The 17824-nt window shown below is 38.0% G+C and carries 30 protein-coding genes and 1 pseudogene; 27 read left to right on the plus strand and 4 right to left on the minus strand.

Annotation, left to right across the window (positions count from 1 at the left end):
• Positions 1 to 565 precede the first annotated feature (565 nt).
• Both ACQQ2I_RS08385 and ACQQ2I_RS08390 read left to right on the plus strand, forming a co-directional pair.
• A complete protein-coding gene (locus tag ACQQ2I_RS08385; RefSeq protein ID WP_431030074.1) occupies positions 566 to 760 on the plus strand; it encodes a hypothetical protein in 195 nt (64 codons plus the stop codon).
• 502 nt (positions 761 to 1262) lie between these two features.
• Positions 1263 to 1868, plus strand: coding sequence for a YpjP family protein (locus tag ACQQ2I_RS08390; protein WP_431030075.1), 606 nt, complete (start codon positions 1263 to 1265; stop codon positions 1866 to 1868).
• A 158-nt stretch (positions 1869 to 2026) separates the two neighbouring features.
• Here the strand turns inward: ACQQ2I_RS08390 and ACQQ2I_RS08395 are convergent, their stop codons facing one another.
• From ACQQ2I_RS08395 to ACQQ2I_RS08410, 4 genes are read right to left on the minus strand one after another with little or no spacing between them, the layout of a single operon-like run.
• Positions 2027 to 3205 (minus strand): tyrosine-type recombinase/integrase, encoded by a 1179-nt coding sequence (locus tag ACQQ2I_RS08395; RefSeq protein ID WP_431030076.1) that lies wholly within the window; start codon positions 3203 to 3205, stop codon positions 2027 to 2029.
• 44 nt (positions 3206 to 3249) lie between these two features.
• Positions 3250 to 3687: an ImmA/IrrE family metallo-endopeptidase gene (locus tag ACQQ2I_RS08400; RefSeq protein ID WP_431030077.1), complete on the minus strand. Its 438-nt coding sequence runs from the start codon at positions 3685 to 3687 to the stop codon at positions 3250 to 3252.
• 4 nt (positions 3688 to 3691) lie between these two features.
• Positions 3692 to 4450, minus strand: a complete 759-nt coding sequence (locus ACQQ2I_RS08405; RefSeq protein WP_431030078.1) for a hypothetical protein — start codon at positions 4448 to 4450, stop codon at positions 3692 to 3694.
• 18 nt (positions 4451 to 4468) lie between these two features.
• The gene (locus ACQQ2I_RS08410) at positions 4469 to 4894 is read right to left on the minus strand and encodes a helix-turn-helix domain-containing protein (protein WP_431030079.1); all 426 of its coding nucleotides are present in this window, start codon (positions 4892 to 4894) and stop codon (positions 4469 to 4471) included.
• A 152-nt stretch (positions 4895 to 5046) separates the two neighbouring features.
• Here ACQQ2I_RS08410 and ACQQ2I_RS08415 point away from each other — a divergent pair, with 152 nt between their 5' ends.
• The 25 genes and pseudogenes from ACQQ2I_RS08415 to ACQQ2I_RS08535 all read left to right on the plus strand — a co-directional run bounded on the left by ACQQ2I_RS08415 (position 5047) and on the right by ACQQ2I_RS08535 (position 17818).
• Positions 5047 to 5304, plus strand: a complete 258-nt coding sequence (locus ACQQ2I_RS08415; protein WP_431030080.1) for a helix-turn-helix transcriptional regulator — start codon at positions 5047 to 5049, stop codon at positions 5302 to 5304.
• Between the two features lie 41 nt (positions 5305 to 5345).
• Positions 5346 to 5612, plus strand: a complete 267-nt coding sequence (locus tag ACQQ2I_RS08420) for a helix-turn-helix transcriptional regulator (protein WP_431030081.1) — start codon at positions 5346 to 5348, stop codon at positions 5610 to 5612.
• Positions 5613 to 5786: 174 nt separating this feature from the next.
• A complete protein-coding gene (locus tag ACQQ2I_RS08425; RefSeq protein ID WP_431030082.1) occupies positions 5787 to 6557 on the plus strand; it encodes a phage antirepressor KilAC domain-containing protein in 771 nt (256 codons plus the stop codon).
• A gap of 47 nt (positions 6558 to 6604) precedes the next feature.
• Positions 6605 to 6907, plus strand: coding sequence for a hypothetical protein (locus tag ACQQ2I_RS08430; RefSeq protein WP_431030083.1), 303 nt, complete (start codon positions 6605 to 6607; stop codon positions 6905 to 6907).
• A 124-nt stretch (positions 6908 to 7031) separates the two neighbouring features.
• Positions 7032 to 7322 carry a helix-turn-helix domain-containing protein gene (locus ACQQ2I_RS08435; RefSeq protein WP_431030084.1) on the plus strand — a complete coding sequence of 97 codons (291 nt, stop codon included), beginning with the start codon at positions 7032 to 7034 and terminating at the stop codon, positions 7320 to 7322.
• Positions 7313 to 7576: a hypothetical protein gene (locus ACQQ2I_RS08440; RefSeq protein WP_431030085.1), complete on the plus strand. Its 264-nt coding sequence runs from the start codon at positions 7313 to 7315 to the stop codon at positions 7574 to 7576. The genes ACQQ2I_RS08435 and ACQQ2I_RS08440 overlap by 10 nt, the downstream gene beginning before the upstream one ends.
• A 140-nt stretch (positions 7577 to 7716) precedes the next feature.
• Positions 7717 to 8055, plus strand: coding sequence for a RyR domain-containing protein (locus ACQQ2I_RS08445; RefSeq protein ID WP_431030086.1), 339 nt, complete (start codon positions 7717 to 7719; stop codon positions 8053 to 8055).
• Between the two features lie 5 nt (positions 8056 to 8060).
• Entirely contained in the window at positions 8061 to 8243 is a 183-nt protein-coding gene (locus tag ACQQ2I_RS08450; protein ID WP_431030087.1) for a hypothetical protein, read from the plus strand.
• Positions 8244 to 8400: 157 nt separating this feature from the next.
• Positions 8401 to 8637, plus strand: a complete 237-nt coding sequence (locus ACQQ2I_RS08455) for a hypothetical protein (protein ID WP_431030088.1) — start codon at positions 8401 to 8403, stop codon at positions 8635 to 8637.
• Positions 8637 to 8870, plus strand: a complete 234-nt coding sequence (locus tag ACQQ2I_RS08460; RefSeq protein ID WP_431030089.1) for a hypothetical protein — start codon at positions 8637 to 8639, stop codon at positions 8868 to 8870. Before ACQQ2I_RS08455 ends, ACQQ2I_RS08460 begins: the two co-directional genes overlap by 1 nt.
• Before the next feature lie 145 nt (positions 8871 to 9015).
• Positions 9016 to 9843: a hypothetical protein gene (locus tag ACQQ2I_RS08465; protein WP_431030477.1), complete on the plus strand. Its 828-nt coding sequence runs from the start codon at positions 9016 to 9018 to the stop codon at positions 9841 to 9843.
• Positions 9788 to 10597 (plus strand): PD-(D/E)XK nuclease-like domain-containing protein, encoded by an 810-nt coding sequence (locus ACQQ2I_RS08470; RefSeq protein ID WP_431030090.1) that lies wholly within the window; start codon positions 9788 to 9790, stop codon positions 10595 to 10597. Before ACQQ2I_RS08465 ends, ACQQ2I_RS08470 begins: the two co-directional genes overlap by 56 nt.
• 11 nt (positions 10598 to 10608) lie before the next feature.
• Positions 10609 to 10842 (plus strand): hypothetical protein, encoded by a 234-nt coding sequence (locus ACQQ2I_RS08475; RefSeq protein ID WP_431030091.1) that lies wholly within the window; start codon positions 10609 to 10611, stop codon positions 10840 to 10842.
• A gap of 72 nt (positions 10843 to 10914) precedes the next feature.
• Positions 10915 to 11235 (plus strand): annotated as a pseudogene (locus tag ACQQ2I_RS08480) (zinc-finger-containing protein); the annotation flags it as partial.
• Between the two features lie 17 nt (positions 11236 to 11252).
• Positions 11253 to 11480, plus strand: coding sequence for a hypothetical protein (locus ACQQ2I_RS08485; protein ID WP_431030092.1), 228 nt, complete (start codon positions 11253 to 11255; stop codon positions 11478 to 11480).
• 13 nt (positions 11481 to 11493) lie between these two features.
• Entirely contained in the window at positions 11494 to 12264 is a 771-nt protein-coding gene (locus ACQQ2I_RS08490) for a DnaD domain-containing protein (RefSeq protein ID WP_431030093.1), read from the plus strand.
• Entirely contained in the window at positions 12203 to 13123 is a 921-nt protein-coding gene (locus tag ACQQ2I_RS08495) for an ATP-binding protein (protein ID WP_431030094.1), read from the plus strand. The genes ACQQ2I_RS08490 and ACQQ2I_RS08495 overlap by 62 nt, the downstream gene beginning before the upstream one ends.
• Complete coding sequence (locus tag ACQQ2I_RS08500) at positions 13123 to 13734, plus strand: hypothetical protein (protein ID WP_431030095.1); 612 nt, start codon at positions 13123 to 13125, stop codon at positions 13732 to 13734. The genes ACQQ2I_RS08495 and ACQQ2I_RS08500 overlap by 1 nt, the downstream gene beginning before the upstream one ends.
• Complete coding sequence (locus ACQQ2I_RS08505) at positions 13734 to 14003, plus strand: hypothetical protein (RefSeq protein ID WP_431030096.1); 270 nt, start codon at positions 13734 to 13736, stop codon at positions 14001 to 14003. The genes ACQQ2I_RS08500 and ACQQ2I_RS08505 overlap by 1 nt, the downstream gene beginning before the upstream one ends.
• A gap of 10 nt (positions 14004 to 14013) precedes the next feature.
• Positions 14014 to 14448 (plus strand): YopX family protein, encoded by a 435-nt coding sequence (locus ACQQ2I_RS08510; protein WP_431030097.1) that lies wholly within the window; start codon positions 14014 to 14016, stop codon positions 14446 to 14448.
• Positions 14445 to 14807 (plus strand): hypothetical protein, encoded by a 363-nt coding sequence (locus ACQQ2I_RS08515; RefSeq protein WP_431030098.1) that lies wholly within the window; start codon positions 14445 to 14447, stop codon positions 14805 to 14807. The genes ACQQ2I_RS08510 and ACQQ2I_RS08515 overlap by 4 nt, the downstream gene beginning before the upstream one ends.
• Positions 14800 to 14997, plus strand: a complete 198-nt coding sequence (locus tag ACQQ2I_RS08520; protein WP_431030099.1) for a hypothetical protein — start codon at positions 14800 to 14802, stop codon at positions 14995 to 14997. Before ACQQ2I_RS08515 ends, ACQQ2I_RS08520 begins: the two co-directional genes overlap by 8 nt.
• 106 nt (positions 14998 to 15103) lie before the next feature.
• The gene (locus ACQQ2I_RS08525) at positions 15104 to 16102 is read left to right on the plus strand and encodes a DNA cytosine methyltransferase (RefSeq protein ID WP_431030100.1); all 999 of its coding nucleotides are present in this window, start codon (positions 15104 to 15106) and stop codon (positions 16100 to 16102) included.
• 10 nt (positions 16103 to 16112) lie between these two features.
• Positions 16113 to 16520 carry a RusA family crossover junction endodeoxyribonuclease gene (locus tag ACQQ2I_RS08530; protein WP_431030101.1) on the plus strand — a complete coding sequence of 136 codons (408 nt, stop codon included), beginning with the start codon at positions 16113 to 16115 and terminating at the stop codon, positions 16518 to 16520.
• Positions 16521 to 16831: 311 nt separating this feature from the next.
• On the plus strand, positions 16832 to 17818 hold the full coding sequence (locus ACQQ2I_RS08535) for a DNA-methyltransferase (RefSeq protein ID WP_431030102.1): 987 nt from the start codon (positions 16832 to 16834) through the stop codon (positions 17816 to 17818).
• Positions 17819 to 17824 lie beyond the last annotated feature (6 nt).

Raw genomic sequence — 17824 nt, forward strand, 5'->3', positions numbered from 1 at the left:
TTGTTGCTACTCAGAGCAGTAGCGAACAAATAATTAGAAATGAGGGAGAAATATATGCAGCAATTCACAGAGCAATTGAAATCATTAGTAAACACATGTGAAGGTGAGACATTTAACTTAAGAACTGACATGATTAAATTATGAGAAGTACAAACAGCAGTAACACAGTTAATGGAATGCATTGATGAGATTCAACATTTTATCCATTGTTCGAGAAAATGAATAGTACAGTAGACAAATCACATGATGATTCAACTCAATTATTTGATGTGGTAAATGTGGTAGCTGTAAGTGAGGAAAATAAAAAAGCCGATGCGCCAACATCGACTAAAGCAATAAATTGTAAGTGCTATTTTAACACAAAAATAGGGATTGCCCAATTTTGAGCTCATCAAAATCTCATTACCGAAAATTCGGGAGTGAATAGTTGTAAAATGAATATGGTGTAGTAGGCATCCACAATTATATGGGTGCTTTAATTTATTTGCTCAAATTAAGTAATGAAGGAATTTTTTTATGGATTTTTATGGTAATATCATTAAGTATACATAAAGGAGGTATTCTATTGTTTAAACATGTTTCAAAATTTCAAATGGTATCATCTTTTATTATGGCTCTTCTAGGCCTTTCACAAGCATTTAATCACTGGGGAGAAAGGATATTTTTATCTTTATTCTTTTTGAGTGGTAGTATTTTACTTTTAATTCTTACGATTATGGCTCTGATTGATTATAGGAAACGACAAATATCTAAAGACTGAAGAGTTTTAAAAGGTTTCTTTACAATGTGTGGGTAATAATGAAAAAAAGATTGAAGCAATAAGCCTCAATTTTATATAAAGTTCCTGCCTTCGACAACGCTATTTTATCATCTTTATACATATCCACCAAAGCGTTATTTTTAGCCCCAAGCAGCCCCGAAACCATGCATTTATATACTTTATTATTCATATTCTTAAAAATGAAAAAACCCTAGAAACATTGTTAAGTCAACGTTCTAAGGGCTTTTAGTGATGTTTTATGCAAAGCGAAAGTATTAGTCAGTGAAACATAATGAAGTTAAGTAACCTAACATTAAAAATAAACCTAAACCGATAACAACTGTTGCACTCATTTTAAAACCTCCTTTAAGTAAAAAAAAACATATAAGTCCATAGACATTGTACAATGAATACTAAAAAGATGAAACCTTTTCAATTATCATTCGTATAAATAAGTATAGAATGAATATAGAAATATGTACATAAACGGACGGTGAAAATTATGAAAAAATGGTTACAAAAAGGACTCATGGTTTCCGTGGCGCTCCTTACATTTGGAATCATTGCGCCGAATCATGCAATATGGAATCAATCAGATCAAGATGATGGCAAAGTTCGCTCACACGAACCGGGTGCAAATGATCTTACAGCAGCTATTCAACTAGATCAAATTTATATTGAAGAAGAAACCGATGTTTTAGACCTGGAAACGGTTGGACAAACATTCAAATCTGCTGCAAAAGAACAGGCATATATAAAATTTGGCACTCGTATTGCCCCAGTAATCGGCGATGAATTTGAAACGCGCATCTTCCCAAAAATGGAGGAAGCGATTGACTTTACATTGGCACGTCTAGATGACGATACAATGCGCACGCTTACTATTACAGAAAAACCAAGTGGTCATTACTCAGAGAAAATCTTTCACATTAAAAACACAGCTAGCAAAGAAGATGTTATTCGCTTCCATGTACGGACGGAAAACCGACTGGATGCAGGCTACTACTACAATTTCCACTACCACACATTTGAAGATGATTTCGTCACACACTACGATTTAGGCGAAATATACTGGAGCAAAAACACACCGCCGAAGTGGTTGTCCTAAAAATTCTTTCACACCTGTATTTATTACAGGTGTTTTTTGTTGCCTTAAACGTTGATATATCAATGTTTCTGCGATTTGTAACTTGTTATAAAAAATACATAGATTCGATGGAAATTAGGTGCATAAAAGAGTGTACCCCAATTTGTACCCCAAATTGCTCAATTTTTGATTTCGTCAAATGGATTTAAGGTAATAATTTCATCCATAATGTTTGATGCATGAATTTCATCTTTTTCAAATGAATGAGCATATGTTTTGTAAATCGTTTCAGGTGTATCTCCAACCAATGCTGCAACGGTTGTAATAGGAATATTTTTGGATAACTGAATTGAAACAAAAGTATGCCTTAAATAATGAGGGGTGAAGTGGGGGATATTTTCACGTTCACAGATTAAATCGATTATGCGCTTCAAGTATCGTTCGCCAATCGGTTCACCAGCATACGTAACAAATACATGACCTTTAGGATTTCTAAAACTGAACGACTCCATAATTTGATCATACCATGTTTTATAATTAAGTAGGATTTTCTTTATGTTTTCGTTCATTGGAAATTTTCGATAACTATTTTTAGTTTTAGGTGTCCTAGATCCATAACGGTCCTTTGTTTTGTTGATATGAATCAAATTATTTTCAAAATCAATATCCGTTTCCCATTCTAAAGCTCTCAATTCACCAACACGCATCCCTGTTAGAAATAATAAACTCAAGCATGTATAATGCGTGATTTTATATTTAGTACGGGCCACCTCTAAAATCCTTTCAACATCTTTAATTGAAATGGCATCTCGTTTAATACTTTCTACTGCACTTTTTAAATTTGGAGAACTAAATCTTTTACGATCTAAAATTTCATTTTTTACAGCGAAAGTAAAAATCGCATTAAGCCTTCTGTATATTGAAGTGAGACTTCCTTCTTTAAAGTTAGCTTTAATCAGAGGGTCAAATAACTCTCGCTGGATAACCATGTTATTTACATTTTTAATTTTGTAATGACCAATCGCTTGTAATATATAATTTTTCATCACATAATCGTGGTTTCTTTCAGAAGTGGGTTTCCAATTAACCTTGTTTGCTTCAATATAAATTTCATTTAATTGTGCAACTGTTAAATTATCATTCTGGACAAAGCTCATATTTCCATCTAAAACTTTAGCTTTTACTTCGATTAAAGCACGTTCAGCTTGTTCGATGGAATCAAAACCTTGCATCGTTTTTTCACGTCGTTTCCCTAATTTGTCATAGTATTTGTAACGATAAGCAAATTTCTTTTTGCCACTTTGCTTATACCAATAGATACTATCTATTTTTGTTTTGGTCATTTTAATACGCGCCATACAACTCAACCCTTTCCAAATAAGAATATATGTTCCATTTGTGGTTAAAATAAACCCTCTCTACAGAAGTGCTTCAGTTTAACTAATTCAACTGGTACACCTCGTAAAGAGGCAATATCATAGATGTTATTAAATTCATACATATCTTCATCAAATATTAATAGTTCGGCAGCGAAGCAGTTTGCTTCACGCTCAATTTTACTGACGGATAAAAATGTATTTTGACGCATAAAAGGTGTATTTACATTTTTGTGTAATACGGCGTGACCCAATTCATGAGCGCACACAATACGTTGTGAATGTTTTTCTAGATTATTGTTTATAACAATGTATTGATTGCGACGGTCGTATTTGTAATAACCGTTTATTTCATGGTGTAGATTATGTTTCATAACATGTACTTTTAAGTAATTTGCTAATTTATATGGGCAGTTAGTATTGTATTTCTTCTTTAACTGCAATGCTCTCTCTCTAATCCACATGCAATCACTTCATTTCGCTGGTATTTAAATATATTTTAAAAGAATTTCCTGTTTTTATTTTTTTTATTTTTCCAGTAGACTCTAATTTTTTTAATACATTACGAATAGAGGTTTTATAAATGTCATTGAAATAGTTATAAATTTCGCTTTGCATTATACCTGGGTTATTACGAATAATGTCGATTAAATCTGAATCGGCATTTAATTTAAATTGATTAACAAGTTCTTTATTTTGCTTTTTAATTGCTTCGTTTTTAAGTTTTTGTTCGGCTTCTTCGTAGTTTTCCGTTAGATAGAGATATTCTAGTTCTACTTTTTCTATAAAACGAAAATCTGGATTTTTACTATTATGAAGATGTTCCCAAGTATCTTCAAAATAAATTTTTCCACCTTTACCCTTTGAAGTGCAAAATTTTTTTAATTTTTCATAGGCTTCAATCGCAAGCTGACACTGTTCGATTCTTAGATCAATTTGATAAATCGAAAAAATTAATTCAGTATTGTGGTGCATTTCGTTTTCGAGTAAATTAAGTTTTTCTGAATGTTTATCTGAGAAATTAAATGATAAATTTTCATCCGTGGATGTCCTGTGAAATTTCGGGTTAGTCGATTTCTTTTTGTTTTCTATTGCATTTTGTAAGTCGATTTTCACTTGTTCCTCGAAAGTTCTCCCAGTAGGTAATAGGTTATCTTTAAGTTGGGCATCCGATTGTTCTATTTTGCTTGGTTTTAAGAAATTAATAATTTTTTGTACGAATCCCATGATTACATCCCCTAAAGATTATTCATCCTCACGGTACTTCTTTGGTGTATATTTCTTGTTGATACGTTGAGTTTGTCTAAATAATAATTCCATCGATTCAAGGAGCGATTCTTTTGCTTCATCAGACATCGGTTCCCCGTCGAAGGCCAGACCGTCACTATGTTCTAATTCTTCCTCAAACCTTTTTAAACGTATGGCAATATCACGTTCGTCCTTAAGTTCAGTAAATAATTTTCCTTTGCTATTTGTTTCCCCAAGAATATAAGCAACACTAACCCCGTACTTTTCAGCAAGCAACTGAACATTACTAATAGAAATTTCATTACGACCTTGTTCGTAATAACCGTATGCGCTCTCGGAAATATTTAAATACTTAGCAACATCAGCTTGTGTTAATTTAAATTCTTTTCTCAATTCTTTCAGTCTTTTCGGAACTATACTCACGATATACCTCCTTTCTTAGAGTTCATTATACAACTATTTGTTGGGTAAATAGATAATCAAAAACTAAAAACAACAAAAAGTCTGGTTTTATGTTGACAAACAACTTTTTGTTGGGTTATAGTTAAAACAACAAAAAGTTGGGAGGTGTTGAGGTGAAAAATAAGCGAGACTTTTTAATTAATCTCCGAAAAACAGAAGGTTTATTACAAAAAGAAGTTGTAGAGAAGTTATCTTCAGAATACGGTGTGACAATAACAGAAAGTTATTATGGGATGATTGAACAAGGCGTTAGAACGCCGTCTTTAAATGTAGCATTAGCTATTTCTGATTTATTTAAAATTGCGCCTTCAGAAATTTTTTTAGATAGTAACACAACATTTTGTTGTGAATCAGAAAAACAACTAGCGTAGGAGGTCAATAACGAAAGTAGGTGAAAAAATTGGGCTGGAGCATGACAAAGCCAAAGCGTAAAAAGAAGCGTAAAGCTCAGTCTCCATTAGAAAAATTCAGAAACATTAAAGGACCTAAGCGCGAGCTACTGATTGCAGAACGAAAGGCAAAGGGACTTACACAAGGTCAACTTGCAGAGCTTGTAGGGTGCTCAACAGCTATGATAAGTCATCTTGAATCAGGACGAACGAAACCAGGACTCGAACTTTCTATGAGACTCGAACAAGTATTAGCTGTGCCTTTTTCGAATTTATTTCCTGATTTATAAAAAAGTGCTTGACAGTATATAGCTGTAAAATTTCCAATTTTGAAATTAAAAATACGAGATTACACATGTTTGAGAAGTGGATTATTGATATCCCAAAAGAATACGCAAGAATGCGCAACAAAATTGGAAAATACTCGGGTTGTTAAAATTTAATTAATTTAAAGGAGGGTTAATATGAACCAATTAATTACAACTAAATACAATGACCGCGGTGAAATGATTTTTAGTGGTCGTGAACTCCATTCGTTTTTAGAAGTCAACTCTAATTACACGACATGGTTTAAGCGAATGGCGGACTATGGCTTTGTAGAAGGTGTAGATTTCACTGAGATATGGAGCGATTCCAAAAACGGAATGGCTGTGAAACAACTTGGATCATCTCAACAAATGGCAGCTCGTGGATATCAAATTGACCATGAAATGACTATCGATATGGCGAAAGAAATTTCTATGATTCAGCGTAATGAACGCGGAAAACAAGCTCGTCAGTATTTTCTCCATATGGAACGTTTATGGAATAGTCCTGACATGGTTATCAAACGAGCAATGGACTTCCAACAACAAAAGATTCTATCTCTTGAAACGCAAATTCTAGAGGATAAGCCTTATACCGATTTTGGAAAGGTTGTATCTATGTCTGATGGCGCAATTAATATTGGGGCATTCGCGAAATTGGTGTACGACAAACATGGTATCAACATCGGACGTAATAAAATGATCGCTTGGATGCGTAAAAAAGGTTTCTTAATTAAACAAGAAGGTGCAGAAAAGAATTTACCTAAGCAACAGTACATCGAACGCGGTTGGTTTAAGGTACGACCTGCTGTAGTGAAACGTACCCAAGGCGATGTTCAAACAGGTACCACCTTAGTTACAGGCAAAGGACAAGTTGAAATTACACAACTCTTACTCGAAGAATTTTCGAATGTTAAAGAAGCTAAATGAGGAAGGCGCTGGGCAAGCGCCTATATATAAATAAGGAGGGCAAGGGCATGACAACTGAAAGTCAAGTTATCCAAACACTTTTCGAGATGTCGGGCATTACAGCTGTTAAGGTTCAAGAGCAACTTAAAGAATTAGTTGCTACATCTGCACAGCCACTTGTGCTATTTTGGGACATTCATGATATCCAAAAAGCTACAACTTTCAGTCGTAAATTTTTAGAGGACCACATTTTAAACGATCCGCGTGTACAACGCTACGAACGACAACGCGAAAAAGGTGGTAAACGTGTCTGGCTCAAGGAGCCGACAGCAAAGGTAATACAAGAAATTATTATGAATGATTGGATGTAGAGCTTGGGCAAAGCTCATTAAGCAAGTTAACTTGATTAACCCTATAATATCTAAATTTGCAAATAAGTAGTAATACAAAATCGACTATAGTCCATTTTCGACTATTGAGGGGGAGGTGATAGCTATGTTTGCTTTATCGCCAAAAAAACTAGCGAAAATGTTGAAAAAGTTTCGCGAGGAGGCAGATATGACGCAGGAAGATGTAGCGTTCGAACTGCAAATGACACAATCGCATGTAAGCAAATACGAGTGTGGACGTAAGGTCGTAGATTTAGAAACGTTCATGAATTGGGTTCGAGTAACAAACAGTGAGGTACATGCTGCTGCTATTTTATTCGGCACAGACGTATGCGCACAAGCAGCACAATTAATGACGCTAGTACCAGCATTTATAGGAGGTTTTATATGGATGTAAAACAATTAGAAGCTGAAATAGCCAATTTGAAGTCTCGTTTAGACGATGCCTTGGCGGAGGTTGGGATTTACAACGAACGCAATGACTACGTAAGAGTAGCGGAGTGTGGCAAACGCATTATCCATTTAGCCGATCAGTTGCATATGCGAACGGTTCACTTACAAGACCGCATCAATTTTTACTCATTAATCAGTGATTTAAAAGCACGAGGTCTAGCAGTGGAGGCGGTGAAGCGATATGCGCATCAAGGTTAGGGCATGGAAATATATGACGCTTAAACAAAGATTAGTTGTTCTACATTTTGTATCAAATAAAAAACTGCTTAATCGCGCCAACGATTAAACAGCATCAGTGATTTAAGTTCTTAATCCATTATATCACGGAGGTAATCAATTTGAACATTGAATTAATCGCAAAAATTTGTCACAACGTCAACAAAGCTTATTGTGAAAGTCAAAATGACTTCTCACAACCAATATGGGAGGATGCGCCAGAATGGCAGAAATCATCTGCTTTAAACGGTGTGCAGTACCATCTTGAAAATGATGTAACGCCTGAAATGTCCCATGAAAATTGGTTGAAGCAAAAGCTAGAGGAAGGCTGGGTTTATGGTAAAGAAAAAGATCCAGAAGCGAAAACGCATCCATGCATCATGCGATACGACGAGTTGCCGAAGTACCAACGTACAAAGGATGCACTATTCAAATCGGTAGTTGATTCATTTAAGGAGTGAGTCATGTGGATGAAATAAAAATCGGTGACAAAGTGATTGCTAAAATCTTCGACAAATCTTGCCCTGGTGAGGTTGAGGATATCTATATATCAACACTTGGAAAGCCGAGTCTATACAAGCTAAAAGGTTCTAGCAGCTTGTTTGATGAAAGTGAAATAACTCTATATAAAGACGTTTGCGAGTCGTAACTCGCTCTCGTCAAGCAGTCTATAAATATCCTCCTCAAATGGGCTTGGTACACCCTAAAACGTTTGTAGGCTGCTTGATGGGACAACCATCATTATTCGGATTTATAGCTTATATGGCGGTAGCAACGCTAGGACACTGAAAAGGTAGGTGAAAACAATGCGCAAAAATTATGTATCGCTTGATGTTGATGTGTTCGAGAAGTACTTCAAAGTTTTTCAAATCGAGCCATTAACAGAACAAAAACAGCTTTATATTTTATCCACAACTGTTGGTAACACAGAGTATTCAGCGATGGTCAGTAATTTCTATGCAGAGTCTTTAATCAAACAGCAGCAAGAAATGTTAGCCGAAATCAATTCAGTTGGAAAATTTTCAGAAGTGGAGGCGGTGTAATGCCATTCGTAGAAAATCCGATTTTGTTCGAAACGCGCATGGAGCAAGTAGCACGTGAATTTATCGTCGAAGATGCACCGGCAATTGATACAGCACCAAGTCGTGATTACTTTGGTTTCCGTATTACAAAAGGTGACGAGTACATGATCATTGGGAGTCATCATGTGTTAATCGAAAATGTACCCGATTATTGCGAGAAGGTTTTATGTTTTGATTGGTGTACAAAAAAATAATCCACTGCTGCAACAGTGGACTTCATTTCACAAAATATCTTGCGCTCATTATAGCGCATACAGGAGGAATTTTCAAATGAGCCTAACAGAACAATTCAACAATCCACAAGCTGTACAACCTCATTTTCAAGGAGGGGCACTAGCGATGGCTAGCGCTTCTCGCGAAATGGAAGAGGTCAAAGGGCAAATCTTTATGGCAAAGCAGTTCCCACGCAACGTATTCCAAGCAGAACAACGTGTTTTAGATACTTGTAAACGTCCAGCACTAGCACAAGTAGCAATGTACCAATATCCAAAAGGGGGCACGCGAGTAGCTGGCCCATCTATCCGATTAGCAGAAGCAATTGCTCAAAACTGGGGCAACCTTTCGTATGGGATTCAGGAGCTTGAGCAACGTGAAGGTGAGTCAGTGGCTAAAGCATTTTGTTGGGACCTTGAAACGAATGTGCGCCAAGAAAAAGTGTTCACAGTTAAGCATTCATACAAAGCAAAAGGGACTTTAAAGAAGCTTGATGATCCACGTGATATTTACGAAAAGGTAGCGAATGACGGAGCTCGTCGTTTACGTTCTTGTATCTTAGGGGTAATTCCTGGTGACATCATTGACAAGGCTATTAACCAGTGTCATGAAACGTTAGCAGGTAACAGCCAAGGACCATTAAAAGATCGTATTGCTAATGCATTAAAACACTTCAAAGAGCAGCATCGTATAACTCAAGTAATGATTGAAACAAAGTTTGGCTATAATGCTGATTCTTTCACAGAGTATGACTATGTAGAACTAATCAACATTTTCAACAGCCTACGGGACGGTATGAGCAAGGTTGAGGATTGGTTTGATAAAGAGATTGCCAAACAGCAATCAAGTGGCTTAGGTGCTGATTTCCAAGCAGAACAGAAAGCTGAGGTGAAGCCAGATGCAACACCAACAGACGACGTTCCAACTGGACAGTCAGAACTATCACTCGACTGAGGCGAACATTCATTATATGTCGGTTTCCCAGTTTAAAAGTGCAATGGAATGTGAAGCGCGCATGATTGCAGAGTTGAAGGGCGAGTTTACTCGTCCTCCCTCTACAGCTTTAATGGTGGGTTCGTATTTGCATGCTGCATTAGAGAGTGAACAAGCCTTTTCGGATTTTTTTGAGAAAAATCGTGACAGCATCATCAATTCACGTGGTGGTATATACAAAGATTACGAAAAAGCTAACGACATGATTGAAACCGTTAAAAGCGACAAGTTCTGTATGTTCGCTTTAGAAGGTGAAAAAGAGGTCATTTTCACAGGCGAATTGTTCGGCGCACATTGGAAAATCAAGGTCGATAACATCAATCATCAACGAGGATTTTTCAGCGATTTAAAGAGCACACAGGAGCTCGGTAAGCGTTACTGGAGTGACAAGTATAGTACATGGGTTTCGTTCGTACAGGCGTATGATTACGTGCTTCAAATGTACATCTATCGTGAAATTATTTATCAAAACACAGGGCGTTATTACGAGCCATACATCGTAGCCGTTACAAAAGAGTCTCCACCAGATAAAGCAGTCTTGCATTTTGATCACTCACGTTTTGATTTTGAGCGCGAATATGTGCAGCAGATGCTACCAAGCATCATTGAGGCGAAACAGGGCAGAAAAGCGCCTCACCGTTGCAATAAATGTGAGTATTGTCGGGCAACGAAGGTTTTAAAGGGCACATTTGAAATTGAGTATTTATTGGATTAGGAGGAAGGTACATGCAAACAACATTAAATACAGGCGACATCGTCGAATACGGATTAATTACTGGTGTCATTATTGAAGAAACTGGCGAGCAATACTTAGAATTTGCTCTATGCGATAACGCAGTCATTGAAGGGCGTGACAACGTAAAAGAATTAGTGGTGGAGGACATGGTTATTGTCGGTCATATAGACACCGATTTGGAACTTTTAGAAGTTGATAATACCGATTACGACGATGTTTGGTGAGGGGGGGTTGTTTTGAAACAGCTAGATGTAGAATGCCCATATTGCGGTTTATAAGCTGATTTTGTCAGTAGTCGCGAATTTTACGGCAAGGATTACGGTACAAACATTTACGTCTGCTACCCTTGTGATGCTTATGTAGGTACTCATGGAAAAGGCGGAATACCACTAGGCATACTGGCTAACAAACAATTGCGCTCATTACGCATGACAGCTCATTCAATATTTGACCCTATATGGCGAGGAAAACACCGAAAAATGGGGCGTAGTGGAGCTTACCGATTAATGCAAAAACTTATGGATTTACCACCAGAAAAGGCCCATATTGCGATGTTTGATGAAGATCAATGTCGATTGTTAATTAGCAAAATCAAAGAATATCGAGGGCTTAAATAGATTTAGGAGGTCAGGGCATGAAAAAATCCCTAAGAATCATGCTAGAAGCCATTCGCAGAGGCTTAATTAGCGAAATTATCAAACGTCGCGATGATAAAAAATTAAACACCGAAACAGCATTCAAATTTATTGCAGATGTTAATAACGCAACGGTCGAAGAAATTAATATTTGGGTAATCGGTGCATCGTTCCACGGCATGAAATTAGAAGATTACGTTATTGACGGTTTACCAATACCGTTTTAGGAGGGCTAGGGCAATGGGCATTGTAAGGGTAGCTAAGAATAGCAACTATGTAGTAATGAATCGCACGGCACTCAACGATAAACGGCTATCTTGGAAAGCGAAAGGTATCATGGCATACCTGCTTTCCATGCCAGATGATTGGGTGTTTTACATGGAGGAGCTTCAAACGCATGCAACGGATGGGAAGGCTTCTTTCCAAAGTGGTTTTAAAGAATTAAAAGATTGCGGTTATGTAGAGCGTAAACCAGTTCGTGAAGGGCAACGAATTGTACGCTGGGAGACAATCGTTCACGAAATTCCATACAAAGATTCTCTACAACCTGATTTTCAAGAAGTAGAAAAGCTACAAGTAGAAAACCAAGAAGTAGGTTTTCAAGAAGTAGAAAATCAGCCACTACTAAGTACTGATAATAACCAAGTATTGAATAAACCAAATACTGATATTAATCCTACTACTGCTACTGATCCACTTCGCTTCTACATGGACAACGTTCGATATAGCCTGAATCCAATCGAGATAGAAACGATTGAGCATTGGGAAAGGGAGTATCCGAAAGAACTTGTCATAGAAGCAATGAAACGGTCGGCGTTAGCGAATGCAACAGGTCTTAGATATATAGAGAATATTTTAATAGATTGGCAGAAGAAGCGAATTACCACTTTAGCAGAGGTTGAGCGAGATGATGCAGCCTTTGAACAACGAAAGCGAGGTAGACAATTGAATGGAGGCATTAAGCACAACCATAAGCCAAACAATGGCTACAAAGCTGACTTGGGCTTCTGAGTATTGCACCAGTGCTACTCATGTACCAGCGCATGTTAAACCGAAGATGCCTGCTGAGGATGATTGGGATGCAGTAATGGAATACCAAACTGAAATGCAGAAGCTACGTAGCAAATACAAGGTACAAAAAATGATTATTAACGGACAAGTTGTTTGCCCTGTATGTGAATGTGAACGTGAGACTGCTAAGACCACGGCCGAGGAACAGGCTAAAGCTAATCAATATAAGGCTAACGATAAGACGCTTATTTTATACAACCAGAGCGTTTTACAAGACGAAAGCATTCAATATGCTCGCTTTGATAACTATCGTACAGACGACGAACCACTTGCCTATCAAAATTTATTAGCCATGCAACAATACGCTACAGCGATTTTAAACGGTGAGAAATTCAACATCTTGCTATACGGTCCTCCTGGTGTCGGAAAAAGCCACCTTGGCTATTCATTACTACACGACATCAATGTTCGTTCGAACAACCAAATGAGCTGCTTGTTCATCGATATTGACGAGATGCTTCGTAGATTGAGAGATTCGTTTAATAATCCCGAGAGCAAGTACACAGAGCTTTATTTTACACGCTTAATGAGCGAGGTCGATGTTTTAGTCCTTGACGACTTAGGAGCCGAAACAGGCAACGAACAGACAGAAAAACGAGCATCCGATTTCACAGGTCGTATTTTACGAGCAGTAGCAAATAGCCGTCAGAAGAAAATAACGGTTGTTACCACAAATTTAGGTGGGGAGCAGCTAAACAAAATGTATGACGGCAAGACGCTTTCCCGTTTATCCAAAAATCGAAAAGCAGTGTTATTCGATGACCGCGTTAAAGATAAACGACCATTGGAGGGGTACTGATGGAAAAAGTTAAGGTTAGTAAGGCTGTGGCCGATGCCATTGCCTTTGTGACTAAAAGTTTTAAAAATGTCGATATTTTAGCAGCTCACAAACGCGATCCTAGAGGTTGGATTTTAAGAGAAAATGAAGCTTTAAAACAAATCGATTACGGCACACTTCAAAAAGCCTTAATACACGGCTATGAAATCGAGGATGAATCGACGACATTCCATACCTCTTCGCGAATGGACGCTTTCAAAGGTATAGAAATTCGAATATTGCAAGGTAATTGTAAAGGTCAAGTATTGCCAATCACTCAAATAACTGAAGATGGGGAGTTATTCGAACTTGGAGGCAAAATATTATTAATGACATCTACTCGTGGCAAATGGTGGGAATTTGCAGACGAACGACCACAAAATAAAACACCCAAACCGATGTGGGTTCCAATTTCACCAACTACAAATCAAAAGCCGAGTAAACAAGCACTTGAAGCTGAATTAGATTACGAGCTCGCCAGTTTGTATGATGCGATGCAGCAAGGCGATCAGGTAGAAGTTGAACGTAGTAAGAAACGTTTAGCCGAAATTCATGAGGAGTTAGGGCTGGTTCCGGTATTGGAGGGATATTAATGACCAACATCACCCTACAACCAGAGCACTTCGACAAATCCAAATACAACGAGCACTTTGTCATCTTCCTGCACGCCACAAAACGGCGTGTGGGAGATACGGTGCATAAGGATAACTACAATGCTTGGATAAACGGTCAATTAGAGGCTTTCAAGAAGCGAGAGGGGATTTATCCTTTTGGGAATTTGAACGCGACTGAGGGGACGGCAGAGCGATTTACGGACTACCTGAGACAGCAGGTTGAGCAGGATCAATTGAAATTATTTTAGGAGGGGCAGTATGAGGGAGATTAAGTTTAGAGCATGGGATAAGAAAACAAAAGAATTATTCCCTGTACACGAATTAACTTACGGTAGAAACGGTGGGCACCTAACTACAGTAAAAGGTTACACACACGACGAAAAAGATATTTGGAACGTTTATGGTGGTCATTTTATGATGTACGCAAACGCACCTCGTTATGTATTAATGCAATACACAGGCTTAAAGGACAAGAATGGCAAGGAGATTTATGAGGGGGATATTTTAACAGATAACGGCGATGAAGGACCTATTTTTGTTGAATATTCACAAGAGCATGCAGGCTTCGTTTTTGTTGATAAATTCGATGTTCAAGGTCCGACACTTTATACACCTAAAGAAATCAGTTATGAAATTTTTGAGATTATCGGCAACATCTACGAAAATCCAGAGCTGCTGGAGGTGTCGGAATGAACGTAGAACAGTTACAAGCGATTAAAGAGCGCGCAAGCAGATGGGATAAAAGCGGGCTCACAACACTACATTTGGTAGAAAATGATGTACCAACTTTGATTACAGAGGTTGAGCGATTGCAAGAATTGCTAAAAGGTAACGACGGCATGAGTGTACTTGAAATTCGTGAACAATTTGTACACTTGCACAGACAATTACTAGAAGAGCAAGGGAAATCGAATGAATATCGTGAAGCGTTGGAATTTTATGCAGATGAAAAGAACCATACAGAGCCAAGAGGAAATCGTATTTTCGGTGATGTCTTTTATGTCAAAGGGAAAATTGCACGCAAAGCATTGGCAGGTGAACCAAATGAATGAACAATTCATCGTCAGACAATTAATCCTTAACGGAATCAACTATCACAAATTCGGTGACGAGCATTTCAAGCAAGCGTTTCATCAGTGGATGTGGAGGCTGCATCACTTGAAAGGTTTTGCAACGATCGATGAGACATGTGCTTATTTCGAGGCTAAAGGGCAAGAACAGGAGTGCGAGCGCGCTTCTTAGAAAATAATAAACAAATTACAACACTCTCTATCTCAAATCTATCAGCACTAGATAGAGAGTGCTAACAAAATGTACAGGTCTAAGGCAACAGTTGTGAGGTGAGGTAATGATTAAACTCTTATCTTTATTCGGTGGTATTGGATCCGATATCAAAGCATTAAAAAACATGGGACATGAGGTCAAAACAGTCGATTATGTCGAGTGGAAAGAGAATCGTGTAAAGGCGTATAACGCGATGAATCCTTTTAGGTATAAAACACAAAACGTCGTTGGGTGGGATTTGAAGCCAGATTTTTTGGTACATGGCAGCCCGTGTCAGGACAATTCAGCAGCCAACCTCAACGATGATAAAGGGCGTTCTGAGCTGATGCTTGAAACACTTCGTATTATCCGGGAAATGGGAGAGTGGAGACCGAGATTTGTTATATGGGAGAACGTCAAGGGAGCCACATATCGAAACAAATTGCCTATCTTTCAGAAGTATTTACGTGAAATGAACGAAATGGGTTACACAAACAATTACAAAGTGATTAACGCTATCGACTATGGCATTCCTCAACAACGAGAACGGATTTTTTGTATATCCATATTGGGTGAGGAAATGTTCGATTTCAATCGGTTACAGACGAAGTTATTTCAACCGTTACAAAACTTTTTGCAAGATGAAAGTGAATTTGACTTAGAAAAGTACGTTGTGAAAATTCCATCGATGTTAAGTCGTTTAGCTGCATTAGCAACGCAAGAGCAAATCGAAGCGAACAAAAGTAAGTTCAATTACATTCCTACGGTTACAGATTTCATTTATACATTAACTGAAAGACCAGATCGTTGTCCGGGTCCTGGAGTAATTCAAACAAGCGATGGTCGTTATCGCTATCCTACTGAACGCGAGTATTGGCGACTAATGGGGTTTGACGATGAAGATTTCGATCGAATGCTGAAAGAATTTCCACCAAAGCCACATCAAAGAAGTGCCACGCTGTATGCGTTAGCTGCCAATAGCATCGTAGTACCAGTATTAGAAGCCATATTCGAAGTGCTACTAAGTGGGAACTTTGCGGCAGATTACGTTGAGGATGATGGGCAAATGCAATTGATTTGTTAGGAGGGCAACTATGATTATCCAGTTCACAGTACCAGGAGACGTACAAGCACAGCAACGACCACGCATAACTAAATTCGGTACGTATGATCCAAAGGAAAGTAAAGATTATAAATCATTTGTGCGTCTGGTTGCATCCGAACATGCACCAGCTGCACTTATCACAGAGCCGATTAAGCTCACAATCGATGTGTACCGTAAGATACCTAAATCATTCAGTAAGAAAAAGACACAGCAAGCCATTGCCGGGGAAATACGACCGACAACCAAGCCAGACATCGATAATTTGGTAAAGGGCATTAAAGACGGTCTGAGCAAGGTTTTATGGCATGACGATAGCCAAGTATATGAATTGGTTGCTCGTAAGTGGTATTCGGATAATCCAAGGGCTGAGGTGATGGTTGAGGTATTGAGTATTTGAAACAAAATGTGCAGTATCGTGGGGTGTGGTTTTGAAAATAAAAGTAAGCTTCTCAAAAAGGATAAAACAGTTTCTTTGCAAGCACAAAAGAGATGTTAATATGTCTTGTTGTTCTCAAGGAATCAATAGTAAGAAGGGTTACTGGTATTGTGATTATCTTTGTAGAGATTGTGGTTTCTCTTACGGAGAATGGATCAAAGCAGATAAAAATGAAATGGAAAAACACTTTAACAAAGAATTTCACGAAATTAAGTAATGTACATTTCGTCAATGATCGTAAGAAACATTATGTGCAGTAAAGGAGTGATGGTATGGAACTCAATAAAGTATATCAAGGACATTGTCTAGAAGTTCTAAAATCATTACCTAGTGAAAGTGTAAATACAGTGGTCACAAGTCCTCCTTATTGGGGTTTACGTGATTATGGTGTTGAGGGTCAAATAGGGCTAGAAAGTTCCGTTGATGAATATGTAACTGCCATTGTGGATGTGTTTCGAGAAATTAAACGGATCCTGAAAGATGACGGAACACTTTGGCTTAACTTAGGAGATGCGTACGCTGGTAGTGGAAGAGGGAGAAACGCAGACGGTAAAGGAAATCCCGGCAAAGTACACATGCAAAGTCCCGGACAGCATGGAGGCATTTTGAAGGTTTCGAAAAATGTTGAAGGACTCAAACCAAAAGATTTAATAGGATTGCCGTGGCGAGTAGCTTTTGCATTACAAGCTGATGGTTGGTATTTAAGGCAAGATATCATTTGGAATAAACCTAATGCGATGCCAGAGAGTGTTATTGATCGGCCAACTAAATCACATGAATATCTTTTTTTGTTAAGCAAGCAGCCTAAATATTATTACGACCATGAAGCAATTAAAGAGCCAGCTATATACGGTACACAAGACATTAGAGGTTCACAGGGGGCTTTCGGCCAACCTCAAAAACAAAGGCGTGTAGATAAAGCTAGAGGTTCATTCAACGGAAAGTACGGCAGTGAAGCGTTTAGAGCCATTCGAGATAAGCGGAATAAACGGTCAGTATGGACAGTATCAACTAAACCATTAAAAGAAGCACATTTTGCAACATTCCCGGAGGATTTAATCGAGCCGTGTATTTTATCTGGGTGTCCATTGGATGGTGTAGTAATGGACCCATTCTTTGGTTCCGGAACAACTGGATTAGTGGCATTAAAGCATGGAAGAAATTTTATAGGAATCGAGCTAAATCCAGAGTATATAAAAATTGCTGAGAAGCGATTAAGTGAAGTGCAGCTGGAACTAATTCATGAATTAGGTTGCTAAGCATTC

This window comes from Lysinibacillus sp. LZ02 (assembly GCF_050613145.1).
Lineage (GTDB): Bacteria > Bacillota > Bacilli > Bacillales_A > Planococcaceae > Lysinibacillus_B.